16 protein-coding genes and 3 pseudogenes are annotated in these 19,887 nt (G+C 74.6%); 13 read left to right on the top strand and 6 right to left on the bottom strand.

The genetic code is table 11. The features are described 5' to 3' along the window. Positions 1–152 precede the first annotated feature (152 nt). Entirely contained in the window at positions 153–1,145 is a 993-nt protein-coding gene (locus OH807_RS03490) for a hypothetical protein (protein WP_406193745.1), read from the top strand. Between the two features lie 46 nt (positions 1,146–1,191). Here OH807_RS03490 and OH807_RS03485 read toward each other — a convergent pair whose 3' ends face one another. Continuing rightward, positions 1,192–2,715 carry an FAD-dependent oxidoreductase gene (locus OH807_RS03485; protein ID WP_406193743.1) on the bottom strand — a complete coding sequence of 508 codons (1,524 nt, stop codon included), beginning with the start codon at positions 2,713–2,715 and terminating at the stop codon, positions 1,192–1,194. Positions 2,716–2,873: 158 nt separating this feature from the next. On the opposite strand from OH807_RS03485, the gene OH807_RS03480 reads away from it, so the two are divergent. From OH807_RS03480 to OH807_RS03470, 3 genes are all read left to right on the top strand, one after another. Further along, complete coding sequence (locus OH807_RS03480) at positions 2,874–3,671, top strand: TetR/AcrR family transcriptional regulator (RefSeq protein WP_406193741.1); 798 nt, start codon at positions 2,874–2,876, stop codon at positions 3,669–3,671. Between the two features lie 173 nt (positions 3,672–3,844). Beyond that, positions 3,845–4,150, top strand: coding sequence for a hypothetical protein (locus tag OH807_RS03475; RefSeq protein ID WP_406193739.1), 306 nt, complete (start codon positions 3,845–3,847; stop codon positions 4,148–4,150). Between the two features lie 108 nt (positions 4,151–4,258). Continuing rightward, positions 4,259–4,759 carry a hypothetical protein gene (locus OH807_RS03470; RefSeq protein ID WP_406193737.1) on the top strand — a complete coding sequence of 167 codons (501 nt, stop codon included), beginning with the start codon at positions 4,259–4,261 and terminating at the stop codon, positions 4,757–4,759. 72 nt (positions 4,760–4,831) lie between these two features. Here OH807_RS03470 and OH807_RS03465 read toward each other — a convergent pair whose 3' ends face one another. Next, on the bottom strand, positions 4,832–5,740 hold the full coding sequence (locus OH807_RS03465) for an aldo/keto reductase (protein WP_406193735.1): 909 nt from the start codon (positions 5,738–5,740) through the stop codon (positions 4,832–4,834). Between the two features lies 1 nt (position 5,741). Further along, positions 5,742–6,788: a reductase gene (locus OH807_RS03460; protein WP_406193733.1), complete on the bottom strand. Its 1,047-nt coding sequence runs from the start codon at positions 6,786–6,788 to the stop codon at positions 5,742–5,744. Between the two features lie 91 nt (positions 6,789–6,879). Between OH807_RS03460 and OH807_RS03455 the strand changes: the two genes are divergently transcribed. From OH807_RS03455 to OH807_RS03445, 3 genes and pseudogenes are all read left to right on the top strand, one after another. Next, on the top strand, positions 6,880–7,800 hold the full coding sequence (locus tag OH807_RS03455) for a LysR family transcriptional regulator (protein WP_406193731.1): 921 nt from the start codon (positions 6,880–6,882) through the stop codon (positions 7,798–7,800). 63 nt (positions 7,801–7,863) lie between these two features. Then, the gene (locus OH807_RS03450; protein ID WP_406193729.1) at positions 7,864–8,472 is read left to right on the top strand and encodes a GNAT family N-acetyltransferase; all 609 of its coding nucleotides are present in this window, start codon (positions 7,864–7,866) and stop codon (positions 8,470–8,472) included. Between the two features lie 377 nt (positions 8,473–8,849). Next, positions 8,850–9,263: pseudogene (locus OH807_RS03445) on the top strand (MBL fold metallo-hydrolase); the annotation flags it as partial. Positions 9,264–9,362: 99 nt separating this feature from the next. Here the strand turns inward: OH807_RS03445 and OH807_RS03440 are convergent. Further along, on the bottom strand, positions 9,363–9,770 hold the full coding sequence (locus tag OH807_RS03440) for a hypothetical protein (RefSeq protein WP_406193727.1): 408 nt from the start codon (positions 9,768–9,770) through the stop codon (positions 9,363–9,365). Positions 9,771–10,240: 470 nt separating this feature from the next. Here OH807_RS03440 and OH807_RS03435 point away from each other — a divergent pair, with 470 nt between their 5' ends. The 6 genes from OH807_RS03435 to OH807_RS03410 all read left to right on the top strand — a co-directional run bounded on the left by OH807_RS03435 (position 10,241) and on the right by OH807_RS03410 (position 17,644). Beyond that, on the top strand, positions 10,241–11,395 hold the full coding sequence (locus OH807_RS03435; RefSeq protein ID WP_406193725.1) for an aminotransferase class V-fold PLP-dependent enzyme: 1,155 nt from the start codon (positions 10,241–10,243) through the stop codon (positions 11,393–11,395). Between the two features lie 281 nt (positions 11,396–11,676). Beyond that, complete coding sequence (locus tag OH807_RS03430; protein WP_406193723.1) at positions 11,677–13,017, top strand: ABC transporter substrate-binding protein; 1,341 nt, start codon at positions 11,677–11,679, stop codon at positions 13,015–13,017. A gap of 65 nt (positions 13,018–13,082) precedes the next feature. Next, positions 13,083–13,940 (top strand): carbohydrate ABC transporter permease, encoded by an 858-nt coding sequence (locus OH807_RS03425; protein ID WP_406210666.1) that lies wholly within the window; start codon positions 13,083–13,085, stop codon positions 13,938–13,940. Further along, positions 13,937–14,824: a carbohydrate ABC transporter permease gene (locus OH807_RS03420; protein WP_406193721.1), complete on the top strand. Its 888-nt coding sequence runs from the start codon at positions 13,937–13,939 to the stop codon at positions 14,822–14,824. The genes OH807_RS03425 and OH807_RS03420 overlap by 4 nt, the downstream gene beginning before the upstream one ends. Before the next feature lie 2 nt (positions 14,825–14,826). Next, on the top strand, positions 14,827–16,563 hold the full coding sequence (locus OH807_RS03415) for a glycoside hydrolase family 36 protein (RefSeq protein ID WP_406193719.1): 1,737 nt from the start codon (positions 14,827–14,829) through the stop codon (positions 16,561–16,563). A 55-nt stretch (positions 16,564–16,618) separates the two neighbouring features. Next, positions 16,619–17,644, top strand: coding sequence for a LacI family DNA-binding transcriptional regulator (locus OH807_RS03410; RefSeq protein ID WP_406193717.1), 1,026 nt, complete (start codon positions 16,619–16,621; stop codon positions 17,642–17,644). Between the two features lie 121 nt (positions 17,645–17,765). Here OH807_RS03410 and OH807_RS03405 read toward each other — a convergent pair. Together OH807_RS03405 and OH807_RS03400 are read right to left on the bottom strand one after the other, a co-directional pair. Next, positions 17,766–18,131 (bottom strand): annotated as a pseudogene (locus OH807_RS03405) (NPCBM/NEW2 domain-containing protein); the annotation flags it as partial. An 87-nt stretch (positions 18,132–18,218) separates the two neighbouring features. Beyond that, positions 18,219–19,736: pseudogene (locus OH807_RS03400) on the bottom strand (NPCBM/NEW2 domain-containing protein); the annotation flags it as partial. Between the last annotated feature and the right edge of the window lie 151 nt (positions 19,737–19,887).

Raw genomic sequence — 19,887 nt, 5'->3', positions numbered from 1 at the left:
GCCCCTGGTGGTCGTCCGTCACGTGCAGGCCGACCCTACCGCCGGGGCCGGACAAATCCGGCGCCGGGGTCTGACGCGGACGGTGGCCGCGCCGTTATGGTGAGTGACGGGCGGACGGGCCGGCGTGCGGGAGCGGGCAGGAGGTCGGTGCAGTGGAGGTCACCGGGATCGCCGAGGTCACCGACGTCTCCGATGTCACGGTCCGCCGGGACGACGTGCGGCTCGATGCGGAGCGGCGCTGCGCGGGGTCCTTCGAGCCGGTGGCGGCGGTGGAGCTGCCCGAGCAGGTCGAGGTCTACCGGATCGGCGACGGCCGGGGCGAGCCGGTGGCCTGCTCCGGGGCCGAGCGCGTGCGCTGGAGCAAGGCCGCGGCCACCTTCCTGGCCGCCGTGTCCCGCGCACTGGAGGAGCTGTACCGCGCGCACGGCGGCGCCGCCGCGGCGTTCGACCTGGACCGGGGCACCGGGGCCTGGCGCGCGGTACCCCCGCCGCGGCACTGGCCGGGCTGGAGGAGACGGGCCGTCGACCGCTCGGCGGCCGCCCAGCGTGCCTTCCTGACGGAGGTGCAGCGTGCGGCCGAGGCCTACCGGCCGGTCCGCGAGGAGGTCGAACAGCGGCTGGCGGAGCAGCGCACGGCCCGGCAGGCGGACGAGGGGGCACGGGCGGAGGAGACGCGGCTGCGCCGCACCGCTCTGGAGGCGGTCGCCGGCCGGCGGGTCTGGCTGTACGAGGTGGGGGAGTCGGACGGCCTGGTGCGGGTCCGGGTCTTCCGGGCCGACGTCCCGCCCGCCGGCCCGGCCACTGCCGCTCCGGGGCCGGGCCCCGCTGCTCCGGGCCCGGCCCCTGCGCCGGTGCTGCCCCGGGAGCCACTCACGGCGGCGGAGCTGGAGAAGGACCTGTACGCCCTGTCACGCGCCGGGACGGCCGGAGTCGCCCTCCGGTGGGACGACGCGGCCCGCGCCGCCGTCGAGGAGGAGTCCCGCGAGCAGGGCCTCGCCCTGGCCTTCGGCCGGTGGTGGTCGGAGGTGGCCAGGCACAGCTGGACGGACCGCCGGCACGGCCCGCAGCCGATCCCGCCGCCCGGCACCCGCGCGAAGGCCGGCGGCGGTTCCGGCGGCGGTGGGCGGACCGGCAGCCACAGTTGAGCGCAGTGGTGGTGCAGGACGCCCCCGGCCGTTCGGCGGGCGGTGGTCAGGGGGCCGGGGGGCCGAACCAGCGGGTGGCGGCGTGCCGGAACGGCCCGGGGCCGCCGTCGGAGCCGTGGTCCCGGGCCCAGGCGACGATGCCGTCGGGGCGCACGAGGGCGGCGCTGTACCCGAGGTCGTCGGCGGCCGGCCCGGCGGCGTAGTGGATGCGGTCCTCCCAGGCCGTGGCCACGTCCTTCAGGCTGCGGTCGGTGGTGAAGTCGAGGAGGACGCCGTGCCCCTCGTTCAGCAGGTCGCCCAGGCGGGTGCCGTCGGCGAGGTGGAAGTCCGGGCCGGTGCCGCCGACCAGGGGCCGGTCGCTGCCCAGGTCGTAGCGGTGGGTGAGCCCCGAGGTGTTGCGGAAGACGTGGGTGGCGCCGTCGCGGGTGTCGAGCAGTCCGGTGACCAGCTTGCGCAGGGCGGGGGTGTTGGGGCCGGGCTTCATCGTGGCCACCTGGGCGCGGGACCAGTCGAGGACGGCCGCGCCGACGGGGTGGCGTTCGGCGGTGTAGGTGTCGAGCAGGCCCTCGGGCGCGGTTCCGCGAACGGCGGCGGCCAGTTTCCAGCCGAGGTTCATCGCGTCGCCGAGCCCGAGGTTCAGGCCCTGGCCGCCGAGCGGGGAGTGGATGTGGGCGGCGTCGCCGGCCAGCAGGACGCGGCCCTCGCGGTAGCTGGTGGCCTGCATGGCGCGGTCGGTGAAGCTGGAGGCGAGACGGACCGCGGTCAGGGTCACGTCGGTGCCGCTGACGCGGCGCAGGACGGACTGGAGGTGTGCGCGGGTCAGGGGCTTCGAGCGGTCGAAGGCCCCGCCGTCGAAGTCCATCATGCCCAGGTGCCCTTCGAAGGGCGTGCGCAGGTACATGCCGGTGGGCGTGTGCCGGAAGCCCGTGCCCAACTGCTCGGGGTCCGCGAAGTCCACGCGGGCGACGTAGCCGGTGAACAACGGTTCGGTGCCGACGAAGGTGAAGCCGGCCAGTCGGCGCACCGTGCTGCGACCGCCGTCGCATCCCACGAGCCAGCGCGCCCGGTGGTCGTGGCCGCCCGCCCGTGCGACGACGCCCTCCCCGTCCTGGGCCAGGTCGTCCAGCCCGGCACCGCGGACGATCCGTGCGCCGAGCCGGGCCGCGCGCTGCTCCAGGACGGTTCCGACCGCGTCGAGGCTGGTCATGATGCCCGCCATGGCGGGCCCGGGGAGCCTCGACGAGTAGGCGCCGGGGTCGACGAGGCTCGCGTCGACGGGCAGGCCCGCGAAGTGGCTCAGGTCGCGGGGGGCCGTCGAGCCGTGCGGATCCGCGCCGACCCGTGCCGCATCGACGCCCGAGGCATCCAGCAGCTCGCGCAGCATCCCGCGGCGGTGGAACGCCTCGACCGACCCGGCGTTCAGACCCCGCAGGCCCAGTGGGAGCTGTTTCCAGGCGGTGGTGGGCTCCTGGTCCTTCTCCAGCACCAGCACCGAGCAGTCGGCCAGTGCGAGTTCGGCGGCGAGGAACAGGCCCACCGGGCCGGCCCCCACGATCATCACGTCGTACACGCGGAACCTCCTCCAGTCGGAACCCCGGCACCGCGCAGGGTTCTCCGGCGGAGCCGGGGCCGCGAACGGCGGCCACGACCACCAGGTTGGAGCGTTGCTCCAATATTGGAACCGTACTCCATCATGGAGCAGTGCTCCAACCCTGGCATGATGGGGGTATGGCCATGCAGACACGTCAGTCACAGCGGCGCAGGCAGGTGCTCTCCCGCGAGCGCATCGTCGAGGCAGCCGTCGAGCTGCTGGACGCGGCGGGGCAGGAGGCCCTGACGGTCCGGGCGCTGACCGAGCGCCTGTCCACCGGGTCCGGAGCGATCTACCACCACGTGGGCACCATGGGTGAACTGCTGACCGCCGCGACGGAGAGCGTCGTCGTCGGCGTCCTGGCCGCGCGCCCCGCCCCTGCCGGCCCGGCCGATCCCGCCGACCCCGTCGAAGGCTCCGTAGCCGCGAGGGCGACCGCGGAGGAGATCCGTGCCGTCGCACTGGCCCTGTACGACGCGGTCTGCGAGCATCCGTGGCTGGCCACCCAGCTCGCCGTGCAGCTCACCCGCAGCCCCTGGGGGGCGGTGACACCGCGGGTGTTCGAGAGCATCGGCCGGCACGTGCGCAGGCTCGGCCTGCCCCGGGACGACTGGTTCGCCGCGACCTCGACGCTGGTCCACTACATCCTCGGCGCCACCGCCCAGAACGTCCGGACCCCGGGCGACGCCGGCCGGGGTCCGGGCCCCGGAGCCGGCCCGGACCGTGCCGAGTTCCTCGACGCCGCTGCCCGGGCCTGGCAGGACCTCGACCCCGACGAGTACCCGTTCATCCACGACATCGCCGAGCAGATGCGCGGGCACGACGACCGCGAGCAGTTCCTCACCGGTATCGACCTCGTCCTCACCGGCATCCTCGCCGGCATCGGCGCCACCCGCCCGGCCGCGGATCTCGGCCACCACCCCCGGACCGGATGACCCGCTGCCCGCCCCGGGGTCGTTGCCGCCGGTGCTCGTGCTCCTCGCCCCGGGCCCGGAGGCGGACGCCCGGCTCCGGGCCGCCGTCCCGCCGACCGCCGGGCCGCCGACCGCCGGGCCGCTGACCGCCGGCCGTCGACCGGATGTCAGTGCGGGCCACTACGCTGCGGATCATGTCGGTCAACATCGATCTCCACCTCAGTGTCAGTGGTCTCGCCGATCAGGACGAGGCCGAGCAGGTGCTCGGCGCCCTGGCCGGCCTGTTGCGGGAGGAGGGCATCGAGGACGAGGTGCCCATCGGCTGGGTGGACGACCGGGGCGAGTACTTCGTCACCGGCGAGAGCAGGTACGCGCTGAGCATCAGCAGGTTCTACCGGTGGCGGCCGGCGTTCGAGGAGGCGGTGGCCCGCGTCGTCGGCGATGCCGTGCCGGCCGCGAAGCCGACGGTGACGTGGGGCTACCCCGACGAGGAGGACTGACCGGCCCTGCCGGAGCGCTGACACGCCCACGGACGGCGGAGCGTCCACGGCCGTGAACGAACCGTCCGATAGGGATGGCTCGTCCATCGCCTACCCGGAGGGTCCGCCATGTCCGTCAGCTCCGTCCTGTCCCCGAACACCACGAGCACCCCGAAGCCGTCGAAGTCGGTACGGTCGGTGAAGTTCGCCGCCCGCGCCGCCTGTTCCGTCCTGCTGCTCGCCGCCCCGCTCCTGCTCGCCCAGCCGGCCACGGCCAACAACGGGCCGAAGACGCCCGAGGAGTCCGCGGCCTGCCGGGGCGTCCTGAACACGCTGATCGGCGGCTCGCTGTTCGGCGCGGGCGGCGTCGGCGCGGTCTGCGCCGTCCAGCCGTCGACCGAGGCCGGCCAGTCCACCTCCGCCGGCCAGTCCCTCTCCTCCGGCCCGTCCACCCGCGGCGCGGTCAGGGCGGACCTCCCGAAGATGCGGCAGGAGGTCGCCGACCTGCGGAGCCGCGCCGCCACCCTGGACGCGCTCGGTGAGCACGAGGCGGCGCAGCGCACCCGGGCGCGGGCGGACGCGCTCCAGCGCCGGATCGACGCGATCGTCCGGGCCGAGGAGAACAACTGACCCTCCCCGCGCCGCCCGCCCCGGACCGCTCCGGGCGGGCGGCCCACCCGGCCGCCGGCTCCCCGCCGGGGCTCACCCGGCCGCCGGCTCCCCGCCGGGGCTGAACGGATCCGCCAGGGCGGCGAGTTCGGCCGGTTCGAGGACGAGCCCGGCGGCTGCGGCGGAGTCCCGGATGCTGGCGGGGCGGCGGGCTCCGGGGATCGGGACGACGGCGGGGGAGAGGGCCAGCAGCCAGGCGAGCCCGATCTGTTGGGGGGAGACGCCGCGGGCGGCGGCGATCCGGTGGAAGGCACTGCGCTCGACGGTGGTGTCGGCGGGATCGTCCAGCACGCTGCGCGACAGGCCGCCGAGCGGGCTCCACGGGAGGAACGCCAGCCCGAGCCGTTCGCTGAGCCGCAGCTCCGGTTCGGCGGTGCGGACGGCCGGGGAGAACCGGTTCTGCACCGAGACCAGGCCGGGGCCGAGGATCTCCCGGGCTGTCAGGATCTGCTCCTCGTCCACGTTGGAGATGCCCGCCGCGCGGATCTTCCCGGCGTCCAGCAGCTCGCGGAGCGCGCCCACCGAGTCCGCCCACGGGACGAGCGGGTCCGGCTTGTGCAGCTGGTAGAGGCCGATCGCCGGTACGCCGAGCCGCCGCAAGGAGCCCTCGCAGGCCTGCCGCAGGTGCTCGGGCCGGCCGTCGACCGTCCAGGAGCCGTCGCCGGGCCGCCCGCGGCCGCCCTTGGTGGCCACCAGCACCTGCGCCCGCTCGGCGGCCGGGCGGGCCGCCAGGGCGCGGGCCACCAGCTCCTCGTTGTGGCCGAGTTCGCCGGCGTGCCAGTGGTAGGAGTCGGCGGTGTCGAGCAGGGTGACGCCCGCGTCGAGCGCGGCGTGCAGGGTGGCCAGGGCCGCGTCCGGACCGGGCCGGCCCTCGACCGAGAGCGGCATCGCCCCGAGGCCCACGGCGCCGACCGGGATGCCGCCGATGGTGCGCCGGTGCATCTCAGGCCGCCCTTCCGGGGGTGAGGACGGCCGCGTCCCCGGCGGCCGCGTCGGCCACCGCCTCGGCGACGGCGCCCGGCAGCCACTGGGCCAGCGGCGAGAAGTGCAGGCCGAGCCCCGCGGCGCGCCGCTGGTCCATCGGATACCAGCGGTCGAAGGAGAACGGCGAGGCGTCCGCGCCCGTCGCCTCGCGGTAGCGGGCGGTGGTGCCGAGGCGGTCGGCGACGAGCTCGCAGAGCGCGACCACGTCGAGCGGCTCGGCCGAGCAGGCGTTGACCGCGCCGGTGGCCGTCGAGCCGGCCAGCTCGACCAGGGCGGCCGCGATCTCCCGGTGTTGGACGAAGGAGGTCGGCTGCGGCTGCTCGTGGACGGCGATCGGCCGCCCGGCCGCGATCCGCTCCACGTAGTGCGCCAGCCGGCCGGTGAAGTCCCGCGCGCCGCCGCCCAGGACGTGTGCGCTGCGCACGCTCGCCCAGGAGAACGGCGCGTCCTGGGCGAGCACCGCCTCGGCCCGCCGCTTGCCCTCCGCGTAACGGGTGGCCTCGTCGGGGTACCGGTCGGCCGCCGGCTGCCGGTTCGCGCCGAGCCCTGCTGCACCGGACCGCGCTGCACCGGACCACGCCGCGTCGGGCCCGGCCGCGCCGGGGCGCAGCGGGTCCACGGTGTCCTCGGAGACCGGGACACCCGGTGCGGTGCGCACCAGCGGCGAGGTCGCCGGGTCGTACACCTCCATGGTGGAGGTCATCACGTAGCGGCCGGTGCGGCCGTCGAAGACCCGGCGGGCCACCGCCGCCTCGGCGGGCGTGTAGAGCACCTGGTCGATCACGGCGTCGAAGGTGCGGGCACCGAGCGCCGCCGTCAGCCCGGCCTCGTCGGAGCGGTCGGCGACGACGTGGTCGACGCCGGGCGGGGGCGGGGTGGAGCCGCGGTTGATCACGGTGACGCGGGCGCCGGAGTCGCGCAGCAGGGTGACCAGGTGGAGGCCGAAGTAGCGGCTGCCGCCGATCACGCAGACGTCGCGCAGCTGGTTGCTGGTGGGGTTTCGCATGACCACCACTGTGCTCGCGTATCGTCCTCAGCAGAACTACCGACCTGCTGAACGCGTCATCAGCAGAACTGTCGACCGGGGGAGCCCCACCATGATCGATGTCCGACGGCTCGCCGTGCTCCGGACGGTGGCCGAGCACGGCAGCTTCAACCGGGCCGCCGCCGCCCTGCTGCTCACCCCGTCGGCGGTGTCCCAGCAGATCGCGGCCCTCGAACGGGGCCTCGGGACGGCGGTGGTGGAGCGCTCCACCCGCGGGGTGCGGCTCACCGAGGCCGGGCGGCTGCTGGTGGAGGCGGTCGGTGCGATCGACGCCGAACTCAGCAACGCCCGGGAGCGGATCGCCCGGCTCGGGGCCGACCGGGCCCGGCTCACCCTGGCCACCTTCACCAGCGGCGGCCGCCACCTGCTGCCCGCCGTCCTGGCCCGGTTCGCCGCCGAGCACCCGGAGGTGGAACTCCACATCGTGGAGCGGGAGCCCGAGGACAGCCTGCCGATGGTCCGGGAGGGCGTCGCCGACCTCGCGCTCGCCTACGGCTTCGACGGCCCGCTGCCCGTCCTCCCGGGGGACCGCTCCGGCCTGGACTGGACGCCGCTGATGGACGACCCGCTCTCGGTGGTGCTCCCGGCGGGCCACCCGCTGGCCGGCCGGGAGGCCCTCGACCTCGCCGAACTCGCCCAGGAGCGATGGGTCCTGGGCTGTCTGAAGACCGAGGCCTTTCTGCGGCGGTACGCCGAGCTGGCCGGCTTCGAACTCCGCGTCGTGGGCGCCACCACCGACTACTTCTTCGCCCGCTCGCTGGTCGCCGCCGGCGTCGGGGTCTCGCTGGTGCCGTACGTCGCCCTCGAACCGGCACAGCCCGGGACGAGCGTCGTCCCGGTGCAACCACCGCGCCCCGCACGGCACTTCGGCGTCGTGCTGCCCCGTCGCCGGCCCCGCCCGTACGCCGAGGCGCTGGCCGGGCTGCTCCGGGCCCACGTGGCGGAGCGTACGGGCGGGAGCGGCACGCCGTAGCCCGCCCCGGCGTGCCGCAGGCCCACCGCCCGGCCCGCCCCGGGCCCGTCGTAGGGTGGAGGGATGAGCTCCTCGCACCCGCGCGTCCCGGTCCGCACGGCCACGCCGGCGGACGTGGACGCCGTCGTGGCCACACTGACGACGGCGTTCTTCCACGACCCGCTCTGGGGCCCGGCCTTCCCCGACGCCGAGCGCCGCGCCGTGCAGGCCGCGGTGATGTGGCGGGTCTACGCGACGTCCGCGCTGCGCTACCCGTGGCTGCTGGTCACGCCGAACGTGGAGGCCGCCGCCGTCTGGATCCCGCCGGGCGGGCGGGAGCTCACCGAGGAGGAGGAGAACGGGCTGGCGGAGCTGCTGGTCCGGACCACGGACGAGCCGACGGCGGAGGCGATCCTCGCCATCAACGAGCAGCTTTACTCCGTGGCCCCCACCGAACCCTGCTTCTATCTGACCCTCCTGGGCACCCACGACGACCACCGGGGCAAGGGGCTGGGCATGGGGCTGCTGGCCGAGAGCCTGGCCCGGATCGACGCCGTCGGCGCGCCCGCCTACCTGGAGTCCTCCAACCCCGCCAACCTCGACCGCTACCGGAGCGTCGGCTTCACCGCCCGCGACGAGCTGACCACGGCGACCGGCCACGTCGTCACCACCATGTGGCGCCCGGCCCGCTGAGGGGGCCGGGGTCGGCCGGTCGGGGTCGGCCCGCGGGTGTCGTCGCGCGCCGGACGCCGGTGCGGGCCGCTCTCGGTACGGGCCCGGGGCCTGCGGTGCCGCGACGCGCTGACGTACTGTCAGCGCCCGGTTCGCCGCCCGCGAATCCCGCGCCGTTCGCCGTCTCCCAGCCGTCTCGGATCGAGGTTGAGACCCTTTCAAACGCCGACGGGTCACGTGAGCGAAGCCGGCCTCCGAGCCCTGAGTCGGAGGCCGGCTTCCGTCGTACCGGGCTTCCGGGGTGCCGGGGTGCCGGGGTGCCGCCGCCGCGCAAGCTCGCGACGGCGACCGGCCACGTCGTCACCGCCACCCGGTGGGCGCAGGTGCCCGAGTCCGGGGCGCCCGAGTGGGAGCGGCGCGACCTCCTGGAGGCCCAGGGCATGGCCGACCAGGTCGCCGCCCTCGCGCCGCGGGTGCGGACCGTCGCCGACGGGGAGGAGATCTTCCCCGGTGTGCGGGTGCGGATCACCCCGGGCCACACCGTCGGCCACGCCGAGTACGTCATCACCGGCGGCGGCCGGCGGCTGATCGCCTTCGGCGACGCGGTGCACTCGCCGATCCAGATCGACCACCCGGAGTGGTCCTCGGGCTTCGACCACGACCTCGCCCGGACGGCCGTCCACCGCCGCCGCCTCGTCGCCGAACTGGCTGAGCCCGGCACGATCGGCTTCGGCGTCCACTTCGCCGACGTCGTGTTCGGCCACGTCCGGGCGGCCGGGGACGGCCCGGCCTGGCGGCCCGTGGACGCCTGACCGGCGGGGCGGCGCGGGGGCCGGCCCCGGACGTCGGCCCCCGGCCCCGGACGTCGGCCCCCGCGCCGTCCGCCCGGAGTCGGCCCCCGGCGCAGCTGCCTAGGTGGAGGGCTTCTGCTGGGTGTACCAGTAGGAGCCCCAGCCGCGGGGCGTGAAGTCGCGGTACCAGGGGATGTTGTTGGCATCCGTCGAGCCGATGGTGAAGGTGTTGTCGGCCGTCTTCTTGGTGATCCGGACCTTGCTCCGCATGTCGCCGCCCAGGGAGGCCCAGCCGGTGCTGCCGGTGCGGAACCAGACGGCGTGGTCCAGGCCGATCACGAAGACCCCGGCGTCCCCGCCGAGGGAGACGACCGCCGTCTCGCCGCTCCCGTAGGCGCCGCCGCAGTAGAACTGCCCGCCGAAGAGGGTGCTGCTGCAGGTGGATTCGGCGGCCTGGGCCGGGGTGGCCGCGAGCGCGGTGGCGGCGATCGCGGTCACGGTGACCGCGAGGGTCTTGAGCCTGTTCAACGGGTGTCCTTCGATTCGGTGGTTCCGGTCTGCCCGTCGAACGCTCCAGCACCTGGCGGTGGCCCGTCAACGAAGTCCGGCGGGAGAGGTTCGGATGCGGATCGATGCTGCCCCGAAGGCCGGGGCCCGGATGCCCGACCGGCCGCCGGGCGGGAGCGGACGCACCGTCAGCTCCTCTCCCTCTTCGGAGTCGGCGGCCGTCGGCGGCCCGGTCACGAGGGTGGCCTGCACGGCGCCGGCCCCGGCGCGCCGGAGGCGGCGGGTGAGGGCCTCGGTGAACGCCGGGGTGTCCCGGGCGGGCGGCAACGGCGGCCGCCCCGGATAACGGAAGGGTTTCAGCGGACCGTGTGGTGGCGCAGGGGGGTTGACGGCGCCACCCGGGTGCGCGTTTGCTGTCACCCATCCCCGCAGGAATGTTTGATTCTGCTGGGTTTTGTGGATTTGAACGTTCAAAACCCTGGAGGGATGTCATGCCGGAGCGCTCCGTCCCGGAGTACCTGAGGCAGTTCGGCGAACCGGTCGGATACCTCGACTTCGCGCGCTTCGGGCCCGTGTCCACCGCGGTGCAGGAGGTGCTGGCCCGATCGGCGGCGCAACTGCACCGCGGCGGCTGGGAGACGCTGGACGGTCTCGACGCCGAGGCGGCGCGGACGGCCCGGACGGCGGCGTTGCTGCTGGGCTGCGCGCCGCACGAGATCGCGTTCGTCAGCTCGACCTCGCACGGGATGTTCGCCGCCGCCCATGCCTTCGGGTCCGCCCCTGCCGGGGGCACCGTGCTGGTCTGCCGGTCGGACTTCCCCGGCGCCGTCTACCCGTGGCTGCGGGCGGCCGGCAACGGTGGCCTCGCCGTCCGGCTGCTGGAGGGCCCGGTCACGGTGGACGCGGTGCGGGCCCATCTGGACGACCGGGTCCGTGCCGTGTCGGTGTGCGCGGTGGACAGCGCCACCGGGTACCGCACGCCACTGGCCGCGATCAAGGAGCTGATCGGCCCGCAGCGCGTCCTGGTCGTCGACGCCGTCCAGGCGCTGGGCGCGGTGCCGTTCGCCGCCGACGCGGCCGACGTCCTCGCCTCCGGCGGCCAGAAGTGGCTGCGCTCCGGCTGGGGCGCAGCGCTCCTGCTGGTCCGCGACCGGGTGGCCGGGCTGCTCGGGCCCGGCCTCGGCGGCTGGTCGGGCGTCGTCGACCCGATCGACGCGCCCGACCACCCGCGGCCCGCCCGTCCGGGGGCCGTCGCACACACCGTCACCAACCCCGACGGCCCGGCCGTCGCCGCGCTGGGCGCCGGCCTCGGGCTGGTCCGGGAGCTCGGCGTCGGGCGGATCAACGCCCTGATCGGCGAGGCGCTCGGCACACTGCTCGACGCGGCCCGCGCGGCCGGCGCCGAAACCTCGGGCGGTGAGCGGACGGACGACCCCGGTGCCGGCGCCGACGAGGCCGGCGGCAGCGGGATCGCCCGCTTGCGGCTGCCCGGCGCGGACCCGCTCGCCGTCCACGACGCGTTGACGCGAGCGGGCCTGGCGACCACCCGGCGCGGCGAGTGGATCCGGCTGTCGCCGCACGCCAGCACCGGCCCGGAGCCCGCCGAGCGGCTCGCCGGGGCGCTGCGCGCCGCGGCCGCCGGCTGACCGGCCGGGCGCCGACGGGCCGCCGCCACCCCAGCGGCTCCGCCACCACCTGCGGCCGGTCCGCGGGCCACCACCACCGGCCCGCACCACCCGCGCCACCGCACCACCTGCGCCACCCACGGCCCCGCGCCGCCACCCGGCTCGCCGCGGCCCGTACCCCGTAGCCGTGCGTCGAAGCACCAGCCGAAGCACCAGCCCAAGCACCACCCCCACGCAAGCCCCGCTCGCCCCCGGGACCAGGCCCGCCCCCAGAAACGGGCCCACCCTCAGAGAGGAATGCCATGTCACACCTTTCCCGCCGCGATCTGCTCCGCGCCTCCGGCGCCGGCCTGTTCACCCTCGCCGCCGGCGGCGCACTGTCCGCCTGCGGCGGCTCCGGCTCCGGATCCTCCGGCGGGGACGCCGCCACCGGCACCGTCACCGTCTGGTCCTGGACCAGCGCCGCCGAGGCCCTGCGCGGCGTCGTCCCCGCGTTCGAGAAGGACAACCCCGGCATCAAGGTCGACGTCCAGGACGTCGGCAACCCGGCGATCTGGGACAAGATCACGGTCGGCCTGGCGGCCGGCGGCCAGGGGCTGGGCGACGTCCTCCACATCGGCTGCGACTACCTGCCCGGCTACATGGAGAAGTTCCCCGGCGGCCTGGCCGACCTCTCGGCGCTCGGCGCCGACGGCTACAAGGACAAGTTCGCCCAGGGCCTGTGGCCGGCCGTCTCGGACAAGGACGGCCATGTCCGCGCGCTGCCGTGGGAGGTCAACGCACAGGGCTTCTTCTACCGCAACGACATGTTCGACCGGGCCGGGATCGACCCGACCGCGTTCCAGACCTGGGACGACGTGATCGCCGCGGCCGAGAAGTTCAAGGCAGCCAACCCCGGCGTCGCCCTGATCGGCATCAACAAGTCCGGTACGCCGTCCCCCGACCTGGACTTCCTGCAGTCGCTGATGCAGCAGCAGGGTGCCTTCTACTTCGACCTCAAGGGCGACATCACCGTCGCCTCCCCGGAGGCGGTCCGCGCCCTGACGCTGGTCAAGCGGCTCGACGACGCCGGCCTGATCCTCGACTCCGCCAGCTCCACGATCTGGCGCAGCCAGATCAAGGAGGGCAAGATCGGCGCCAACCCGCTGGCCTCCTGGGGCGCGCACTGGATCGAGACCAAGTTCCCCGAGCAGAGCGGCAACTGGCGCCTCACCCGGCCGCCGGCGGTCACCCCCGGCGGCAAGCGCACCGCCATCGTCAACTCCACCCACCTGGCCGTCTCCGCGACCAGCCCCCGCCGCACCGCGGCCTGGAAGTTCGTCGAGTACGCCCTCACCCGGCCGGCCTCCGTCAACACGATGTTCAACGCCGGCGGTGTCTTCCCCGCGCTCACCGAGGCCTACCAGGATCCGACGTACAGCACGCCCAACGCCTACTACGGCGGCCAGCCCGTCCTGAAGACCTTCGCCGACCTGCTCGGCGAGGGCGGCGACGCCACCAACTACTCCGGGGACTTCGCCCGCGCCCTCAAGCTCGTCAACGACGCCCAGGCCAAGGTGCTGACCAAGGGCGCGGACCCGGCCGCCGCCCTCCAGGACGCCGCCAAGCAGCTGGCCCAGCAGACCGGGCGCAAGATCAAGTGACCACCGCCCTGCGCCCCGCCGCCACGCCCCGGGCCGCCGCGCCGCCGCCCTCCCGGCGCCGCGCGATCCTGCGCCGCAAGGCCCTGCCCTATCTCCTGCTCGCCCCCGCCCTGGTGACGTTCGGGGTGTTCAAGGCCTACCCGATCGTCTCCTCGCTGCTGCTGTCGCTGACCACCGGCTCCGGCGCCAATACCCGCAACGCCGGCCTGGCCAACTACCGCAAGCTGCTGGACGATCCGCTGTTCTGGACGGCGCTGGGCAACACCGCCCGGATCCTCGTCGTGCAGGTCCCGCTGATGCTCGCGCTCGCGCTCGGGCTCTCCGTCGCCCTCCACGCGGCGTTCGTCCGGTTCCGCACGGTCTGGCGGCTCGGCATCTTCATGCCCGCCGTCACCGGCCTGGTCGCCACCGGCGTGGTGTTCGCCTTCCTGCTCGACACCGACCGCGGCGCCGTCAACAGCCTGCTCAAGGCGATCGGCCTGTCCGGCGTCGACTGGCTGGGCAACGGCTTCTGGGCCCGGATGGCCGTCGTCCTCGTCCTCAGCTGGCACTACACCGGCTACAACGCCGTCATCTACCTGGCCGGCCTGCAGGGCATCCCGAAGGAGCTCTACGAGGCCGCGATGGTGGACGGCGCCGGCCCGCTGCGCCGGTTCTTCTCGATCACCGTGCCGGCACTGCGGCCCGTCCTGCTGTTCACCGTGGTGCTCTCCACCATCGGCACCCTCCAGCTGTTCGACGAGCCGTACGTCCTCACCCGCGGCGGTCCCGACAACGCCACGATGACCGTCTCCATGTACCTGTACGACAACGGCTTCCGCTACTTCGACTTCGGCTACGCCTCCGCCATCGCCTACGCGCTCACCCTGATCGTCTCGGTGCTCGGCGCGGTCCAGATGCGCCTGATGGGAGAACGCGAATGACCCTGACGACGCGGGCGGGCCGCGTGACACCGACGATCGCGACGGCGTCCGGCAGGAGCCTGTGGGCCCGGCTGCGCGGCTGGCCCACCACCCTGCTCCTGGCCGCGGTCACCGGAGTGTCCGTCGCTCCCTTCTACTGGCTGGTGGTCTCCGCCACCCACAGCGACACCGAGATCTTCTCCTGGCCGCCCAAGCTGCTGCCCGGCTCCCACCTCGGCGAGAACATCTCGCACCTGAACGCGAAGATCGGCCTCGGCCGGGTCCTGCTCAACTCGGTGCTCGTCGCCGGGGTGCAGACCCTCGGCGCCCTCGTGGTCGCGCTGCTCGCCGGCTACGCCTTCGCGAAGTTCCGCTTCCGCGGCCGGACGGCGCTGTTCGTCGTCCTGCTGTCCACCCTGGTGGTGCCGGACCAGGTACTGCTGGTCCCGCTGTTCAAGATGATGATGTCGTTCGGCCTGATGGACAGCTACCAGGCGCTCATCCTTCCCGGCCTCTGCGTGCCCTTCGCGATCTTCCTGATGCGGCAGGCCCTGGCCGGGATGCCGGACGAACTCCTCGACGCCGCCCGGGTGGACGGCGCGGGCGAGCTCCGGGTGCTGTTCGGCGTGGTCGTCCCGGTCATGCGCCCCGTCCTGGCGGCGCTGGGGATCTTCCTCTTCCTCGGCTCGTGGAACAGCTTCGTCTGGCCGCTGATCGCCCTGCGCAGCGCCGACATGCACACCCTGCCGGTCGCCCTGGCCACCCTGCACGGCATGAAGAGCAACACCGACTACGGCCTGATCCTGGCCGGCACCGCCCTGTCCACCCTGCCGATGATGGTCCTCTTCCTGGCCCTTCAGCGGCAGTTCATCTCCGGCCTGCTGGCCGGCGCCACGAAAGGCTGACCATGGACGACATCTGGGAACCGCACGCCCCCGCCGCCGCCGGCGGACTCCGGCCGCTGCACGCCGCAGGCCTCGACCTGCGGGTGAGCGGCAGCGCCACCGTCCGGGAGACGGCCGACGGCGTGATCGAGGTGACCGCCGACGACGCCGCCGGGAGCCCCGACGGGACGCGCATCGAATGGCGCCTGCCCTGCACCGACGCCGTCGCCCTCTGGACGCCGGAGCTCCGCGGCAGCAGCTGGCTGCCCGCCGCCTGGAGCGCCCCGCGCCGGACCTCGCTCGCCAAGGGCGCACCCGTCGCCGCCCTGGTCGGCACCGGTGACGTCGCGATCTGCGCCTTCGCCGCCGACCGCCCCGACGTCCTGGCCGGCGCCGGGGTCGTCGAGGAGAACGGCGAGTTCCGCTTCTGGGTGCAGGCCACCGGCCGCCTGACCGTGCGGATCGACACCTCCCGCCGGCACTTCGCCCGCTGCCTGGCCGACCTCGCCGACTGGTGGGGCGCGGGGCACCGGGCCGACGTCCCCGACGCCGCCCGCCGCCCGGCCTTCTCCACCTGGTACGCGATGCAGCAGAACATCACCCCCGAGGCGGTGGAGACCCAGGCCGCGCTGGGCAAGGAGCTCGGCCTCGACACGATCATCGTCGACGACGGCTGGATGACGGTGGACCGCACCCGCGGCTACGCCCACTGCGGCGACTGGGAGCCGCACTCCCTGCCCGACACCGCCGCCCACATCCGCCGCGTCCACGACCTCGGCGTGCGGTATCTGCTCTGGTACGCCCTGCCGTTCATCGGCAAGGAGAGCGAGGCCTGGGAGCATCTCGGCCAGTACGCGCTCGCCGATGCCGGACACCTCGGCGCGATCGTCGCCGACCCGCGCTACCCGGCCGTCCGCGAGCACCTCACCGGCTGCCTGGCGCGGGCCGTCGAGGAGTGGGGCGCCGACGGCCTGAAGATCGACTTCGTGGACTGGTTCGCCGTCGCGGACCCGCCGGCCGCCGGCCCCGAGGCCGACTGCGCCACCGTCGACGAGGGCGTCGAGCGACTGCTCGCTGCCATCCGCGGGCGGATCACCGCCGTGCAGCCGGAGGCGATGATCGAGCACCGCCAGCCCTACACCAGCCCCGGTCTCTGGCCCTGGACCACGATGGTCCGCGCCACCGACTGCCCGCTCAGCCCGCAGGACAACCGCGAGCGCACCGTCGACCTGCGGCTCGTCTCCGGACCGATCGCCGTGCACGCCGACATGCTCATGTGGCACCCGGACGAGTCGCCCGAGCAGGTCGCCTGCCACCTGATCAACGTGCTCTTCGCCGTCCCGCAGATCTCCGTCGACCTGTCCACCCAGAGCCCGGAGCAGCGCGAGGCCCTCGCCTTCTGGCTCGGCGTCGTCCGCGACCACACGCAGACCCTGCAACTCGGCGACCTGCGCCCGGCCAGGCCCGACCTCGGCTACCCGATGGTCACCGCCTCCGGCGCCGGGACGGTCGCCGTCGCCCGCTACGCCCCGCTGCCCGTCCGGGCCGAGGGCGACGGGTGGCACACGCTGCTGGTCGCCAACGCCGACGCCGATCCCGACGTCCGCCTGCACGGCATCCAGGGACCGGCCGAGGTCACCGTCCAGGACGCCCGCGGGCGTATCGTCCGTAGCGACACCGCGGACCTGGCCGACGGCAGCGTCGTCACCGTCCCCCGCGGGGGCCTGCTGACCGTGCGCCGGCCCCAGGACAACCCGTAGCCGGCGCCGGACGACCCCCGGCGCCCGCCACCCCGACCGAGCCACCGGAGCACCGATGACCCAGGGAGCACGCCCGCCACGCCGCGCCACCACCATCGCGGAGGTCGCCCGCGTGGCGGGCGTGTCCCGGCAGACCGTCTCCAACACGCTCAACGCACCCCACCGCCTCCACCCCGACACCCTGGCCCGGGTCACCGCGGCCATCGAGGAGCTCGGCTACCGGCCCGACCAGTCGGCCCGCTCGCTGCGCACCGGCGAGCGGCGCACCATCGGCTACCTCGCCCCGGTGGACGACCCGTTCGACCCGAATCCGCTGATGGCGGGCTTCCTGGAGGCCCTGGTGGACGCGGCCGGCGCGGAGGGGCACCGGGTGCTGCTGGTCCGCCCCGCACCGGGCCCGGCGCAGGCCCGGGCGGCGATCGACGAGCTGGTGGCGGCCCGCCAGGTGGACGGGCTGGTCCTCGCCGACGTGCTGGCCGACGACGCCCGGGTCGGCCAGGCCGTGCTGGCCGGCGTCCCGTTCGTCGCCTTCGGCCGGACGGCGCCCGACCTGCCGCAGCACTGGGTGGACATCGACAACGGCGCGGCGATGGCCGAGGTGCTCGGGCACCTGGCCGGGCGCGGCCACCGCCTGGTCGGCTTCGCGGAGTCCGCCGCCGACCTGCCCTGGCTGGTGGCCCGGCGCGAGGGCTTCCACGCCGAGGCCGGCCGGCTCGGCCTGGAGGTGGTGCGGGTGCAGCCGGAGCCGGGTGCGGCGGGCGTGGCGGCTCTGCGCGGGCTGCTGCGCGGGCCGCGGCGCCCGACGGCGGTGGTGGCCGAGAGTGATCTGGCGGCCCTGGACGTCTACGAGGCCGTCCGGGCCGAGGGCCTGTCCGTCGGGCCGGACGTCGCGGTGACGGGCTTCCACGACACGCCGCTCTGCCGGCACCTGCACCCGGCGCTGACCTCCGTCCGGCTGCCACTGCGGGCGATCGCCGCCGCGCTGGTGCGGCGGCTGCTGGCGCAGGTCCGCGGCGAGCCCGGGCCCGCCGCGGGCGAGGTGCTGACGGCCGACCTGGTCGTCCGGGCCAGCTCGGCGTAGCCGCGGCGGCCCGGCGGGGCCGGTGGTCGGCGGTCGGTAGTCGGCAGGGGGAGCGGGGACGCCGGTGGCGCGGTGCCCGGGCCTGGCCCGGGCACCGCGCCGTCCTTCGGGTGGCGCCGTCTCAGCAGCTGAGGACGGGGTTCGCCCAGTCGGCGTGGTCGCTGTTGGTGCCGTCGCCGCCGTCGGTGACGACGAGGCGCAGCTCGTCGGCGCCGGTGAGGTCGGCGGTCAGGTGCTTGGCGGCGTCCTTGCCGGTGAGCAGGCCGCTGTCGGCGACCTTCGTGCCGTCCTTGTAGATCTCGAAGGAGACGCTGCCCCGGCCCTGCGCCTCGGCGTCCACGCCGACGTCGGTGGCGATCGAGGTGCACGACCCGCCGAGGTAGTAGACCACCTCGCTGAAGGCGTTGACGCCCAGGCCCTTGGCGTAGGTGGCGCCCGCGACGGTGATGGTCCCGCCGTCCCGGGCCTGGTTGTCGCCGTTGCTCATGTCCCGCTCGACCGGGCCCCAGCTGTTGCCGGCGGAGGACCAGGCGAGGTCGGAGAGCGGGTGGGCACCGGCGGCCGGGCCGCTGCCGCAGGCGATCCGCGCGCCCGCCCAGTCGGCGTGGTCGTAGCTGGTGCCGTCGCCGGCGTCGGTGGCCACCAGGCGGACGGTGCCGGCGCCGGTGAGGTCGGCGGTGAGGTGCTTGGCGGCGTCCTTGCCGGTGAGCGGGCCGCTGTCGGCGACGAGCGTGTCGTCCTTGTAGACCCGGAACACCACCGAGCCGTTGCCGTAGGAGTCGTCGTCGATCCCGACGTCGGTCACCAGGTTGCGGCAGGTGCCGCCGAGGTGGAAGGCGATCTCACTGGGGGCGTGCGCGCCCAGGCCCTTGGCGTAGCCGGCGCCCCGCAGGGTGATGGCCGGTCCGTCGGCCGCACCGTGGTCGCCGTTGCTCATGTCCCGCTCGACCGGGCCCCAGAAGTTGGAGACGGAGGCGAAGGGCAGGTCGCTCAGGTAGCTGACCCCGTTGGGCGGCGAGACGGGCGAGGAGGGCGTCACCCGGAACATCGCGGTGCCGTGCCCGGGCACGGTGGCGCTGATGGTCCCCGTGCTGGTGCTGCTCTGCTTGGTCCAGAGGTCCTTGACGGTGTACGAGGCCGCGCCGCCGATCCCGAGGGTCTGCGCGGTGGCGGAGACGACGGCGTCGTAGGAGCCCTCGTTGGTGAGGGTGACGGCCCGGCTGCCGTCCGCGAGCGGCTTGCTCATCACCACCAGGCCGTTTTGGCTGGAGACGACCGCGCCCTGGCGGCCCAGTGGATCCTGGTCGACGGCGATCACGTCGGTGTTGGTGAGGATCTCGAAGGTCTCCGGCTCGGCCGTCCGCAGGTCGGTGCCGATCATCAGCGGGGCGGCCATCTCGGCCCAGAGGCTGAAGTGTGTGCGGTACTCCGTGGCGGTCATGCCGCCGTTGCCGACCTCCAGCATGTCGGGGTCGTTGAAGGCCCCGGCCTTGGCGTAGCCGGCCAGGCCCTGGTTGGCCTGGGCTATCGAGATCATGCTCTGCCAGGTGTCGCTGATGTCCCCGGTGGTGCGCCAGGAGTTGCCGACCGGCGCGGCCCAGTTCCACGGGCCGGTGCTGCCCCACTCGCAGATGCTGTACAGGATCGGCCGGCCGGTGGCCTTCAGCGCGTCGCCCATCGCGCGGTACCGCGTCCGGGCGTCGAGGCCCTGGCTGTTGCAGTTGTCGTACTTGAGGTAGTCGACGCCCCAGGAGGCCCAGAGCCGGGCGTCCTGCTGCTCGTGGCCGAGGCCGCCGGGGAAGCCCTTGACGTCACAGGTCTTGGTGCCGGCGCTGGAGTAGATGCCGAACTTGAGGCCCTTGCCGTGGACGTAGTCGGCCAACGCCTTGATGCCGTGCGGGAACCGGACCGGGTCGGGGACGAGGTCGCCGGCCGCGTTGCGCTCCGGCAGCGCCCAGCAGTCGTCGAGGTTGACGTACTGGTACCCGGCGGCCTTGAGGCCCTTGCCGACGAAGAGGTCGGCGATGCCCTTGATCATGTCCTCGTTGAACCGGTCGCCGCAGTGGGTGGAGTTCCAGTTGTTGAAACCCATCTGGGGCGTCCGGTTGAGGCCGTTCTCGACGGCCGACGCCGCGGGGGCGGTGGCGAGCTGGAGCCCGACGGCGAGGGCGCCGCCGCCGGCGAGCAGGGTGAGGGCGGTCACCGCCGAGGCTAAGCGGCGGGGCAGTGCGGTGCCTTGGGAG

This window comes from Kitasatospora sp. NBC_01560 (assembly GCF_045208415.1).
Classification (GTDB): Bacteria; Actinomycetota; Actinomycetes; order Streptomycetales; family Streptomycetaceae; genus Kitasatospora.
Note: the sequence above shows the minus strand (reverse complement) of the source record. Positions and strands in the feature narration are given on the sequence as shown.

Coding starts and splice junctions, on each gene's coding strand:
- OH807_RS03475 (WP_406193739.1), top strand. CDS start 3,845: ATGTCGGTCAACATCGATCTCCACCTCAGTGTCAGTGGTCTCGCCGAT.
- OH807_RS03480 (WP_406193741.1), top strand. CDS start 2,874: ATGGCCATGCAGACACGTCAGTCACAGCGGCGCAGGCAGGTGCTCTCC.
- OH807_RS03410 (WP_406193717.1), top strand. CDS start 16,619: ATGACCCAGGGAGCACGCCCGCCACGCCGCGCCACCACCATCGCGGAG.
- OH807_RS03455 (WP_406193731.1), top strand. CDS start 6,880: ATGATCGATGTCCGACGGCTCGCCGTGCTCCGGACGGTGGCCGAGCAC.
- OH807_RS03465 (WP_406193735.1), bottom strand. CDS start 5,740: ATGCACCGGCGCACCATCGGCGGCATCCCGGTCGGCGCCGTGGGCCTC.
- OH807_RS03435 (WP_406193725.1), top strand. CDS start 10,241: ATGCCGGAGCGCTCCGTCCCGGAGTACCTGAGGCAGTTCGGCGAACCG.
- OH807_RS03450 (WP_406193729.1), top strand. CDS start 7,864: ATGAGCTCCTCGCACCCGCGCGTCCCGGTCCGCACGGCCACGCCGGCG.
- OH807_RS03460 (WP_406193733.1), bottom strand. CDS start 6,788: ATGCGAAACCCCACCAGCAACCAGCTGCGCGACGTCTGCGTGATCGGC.
- OH807_RS03430 (WP_406193723.1), top strand. CDS start 11,677: ATGTCACACCTTTCCCGCCGCGATCTGCTCCGCGCCTCCGGCGCCGGC.
- OH807_RS03470 (WP_406193737.1), top strand. CDS start 4,259: ATGTCCGTCAGCTCCGTCCTGTCCCCGAACACCACGAGCACCCCGAAG.
- OH807_RS03415 (WP_406193719.1), top strand. CDS start 14,827: ATGGACGACATCTGGGAACCGCACGCCCCCGCCGCCGCCGGCGGACTC.
- OH807_RS03420 (WP_406193721.1), top strand. CDS start 13,937: ATGACCCTGACGACGCGGGCGGGCCGCGTGACACCGACGATCGCGACG.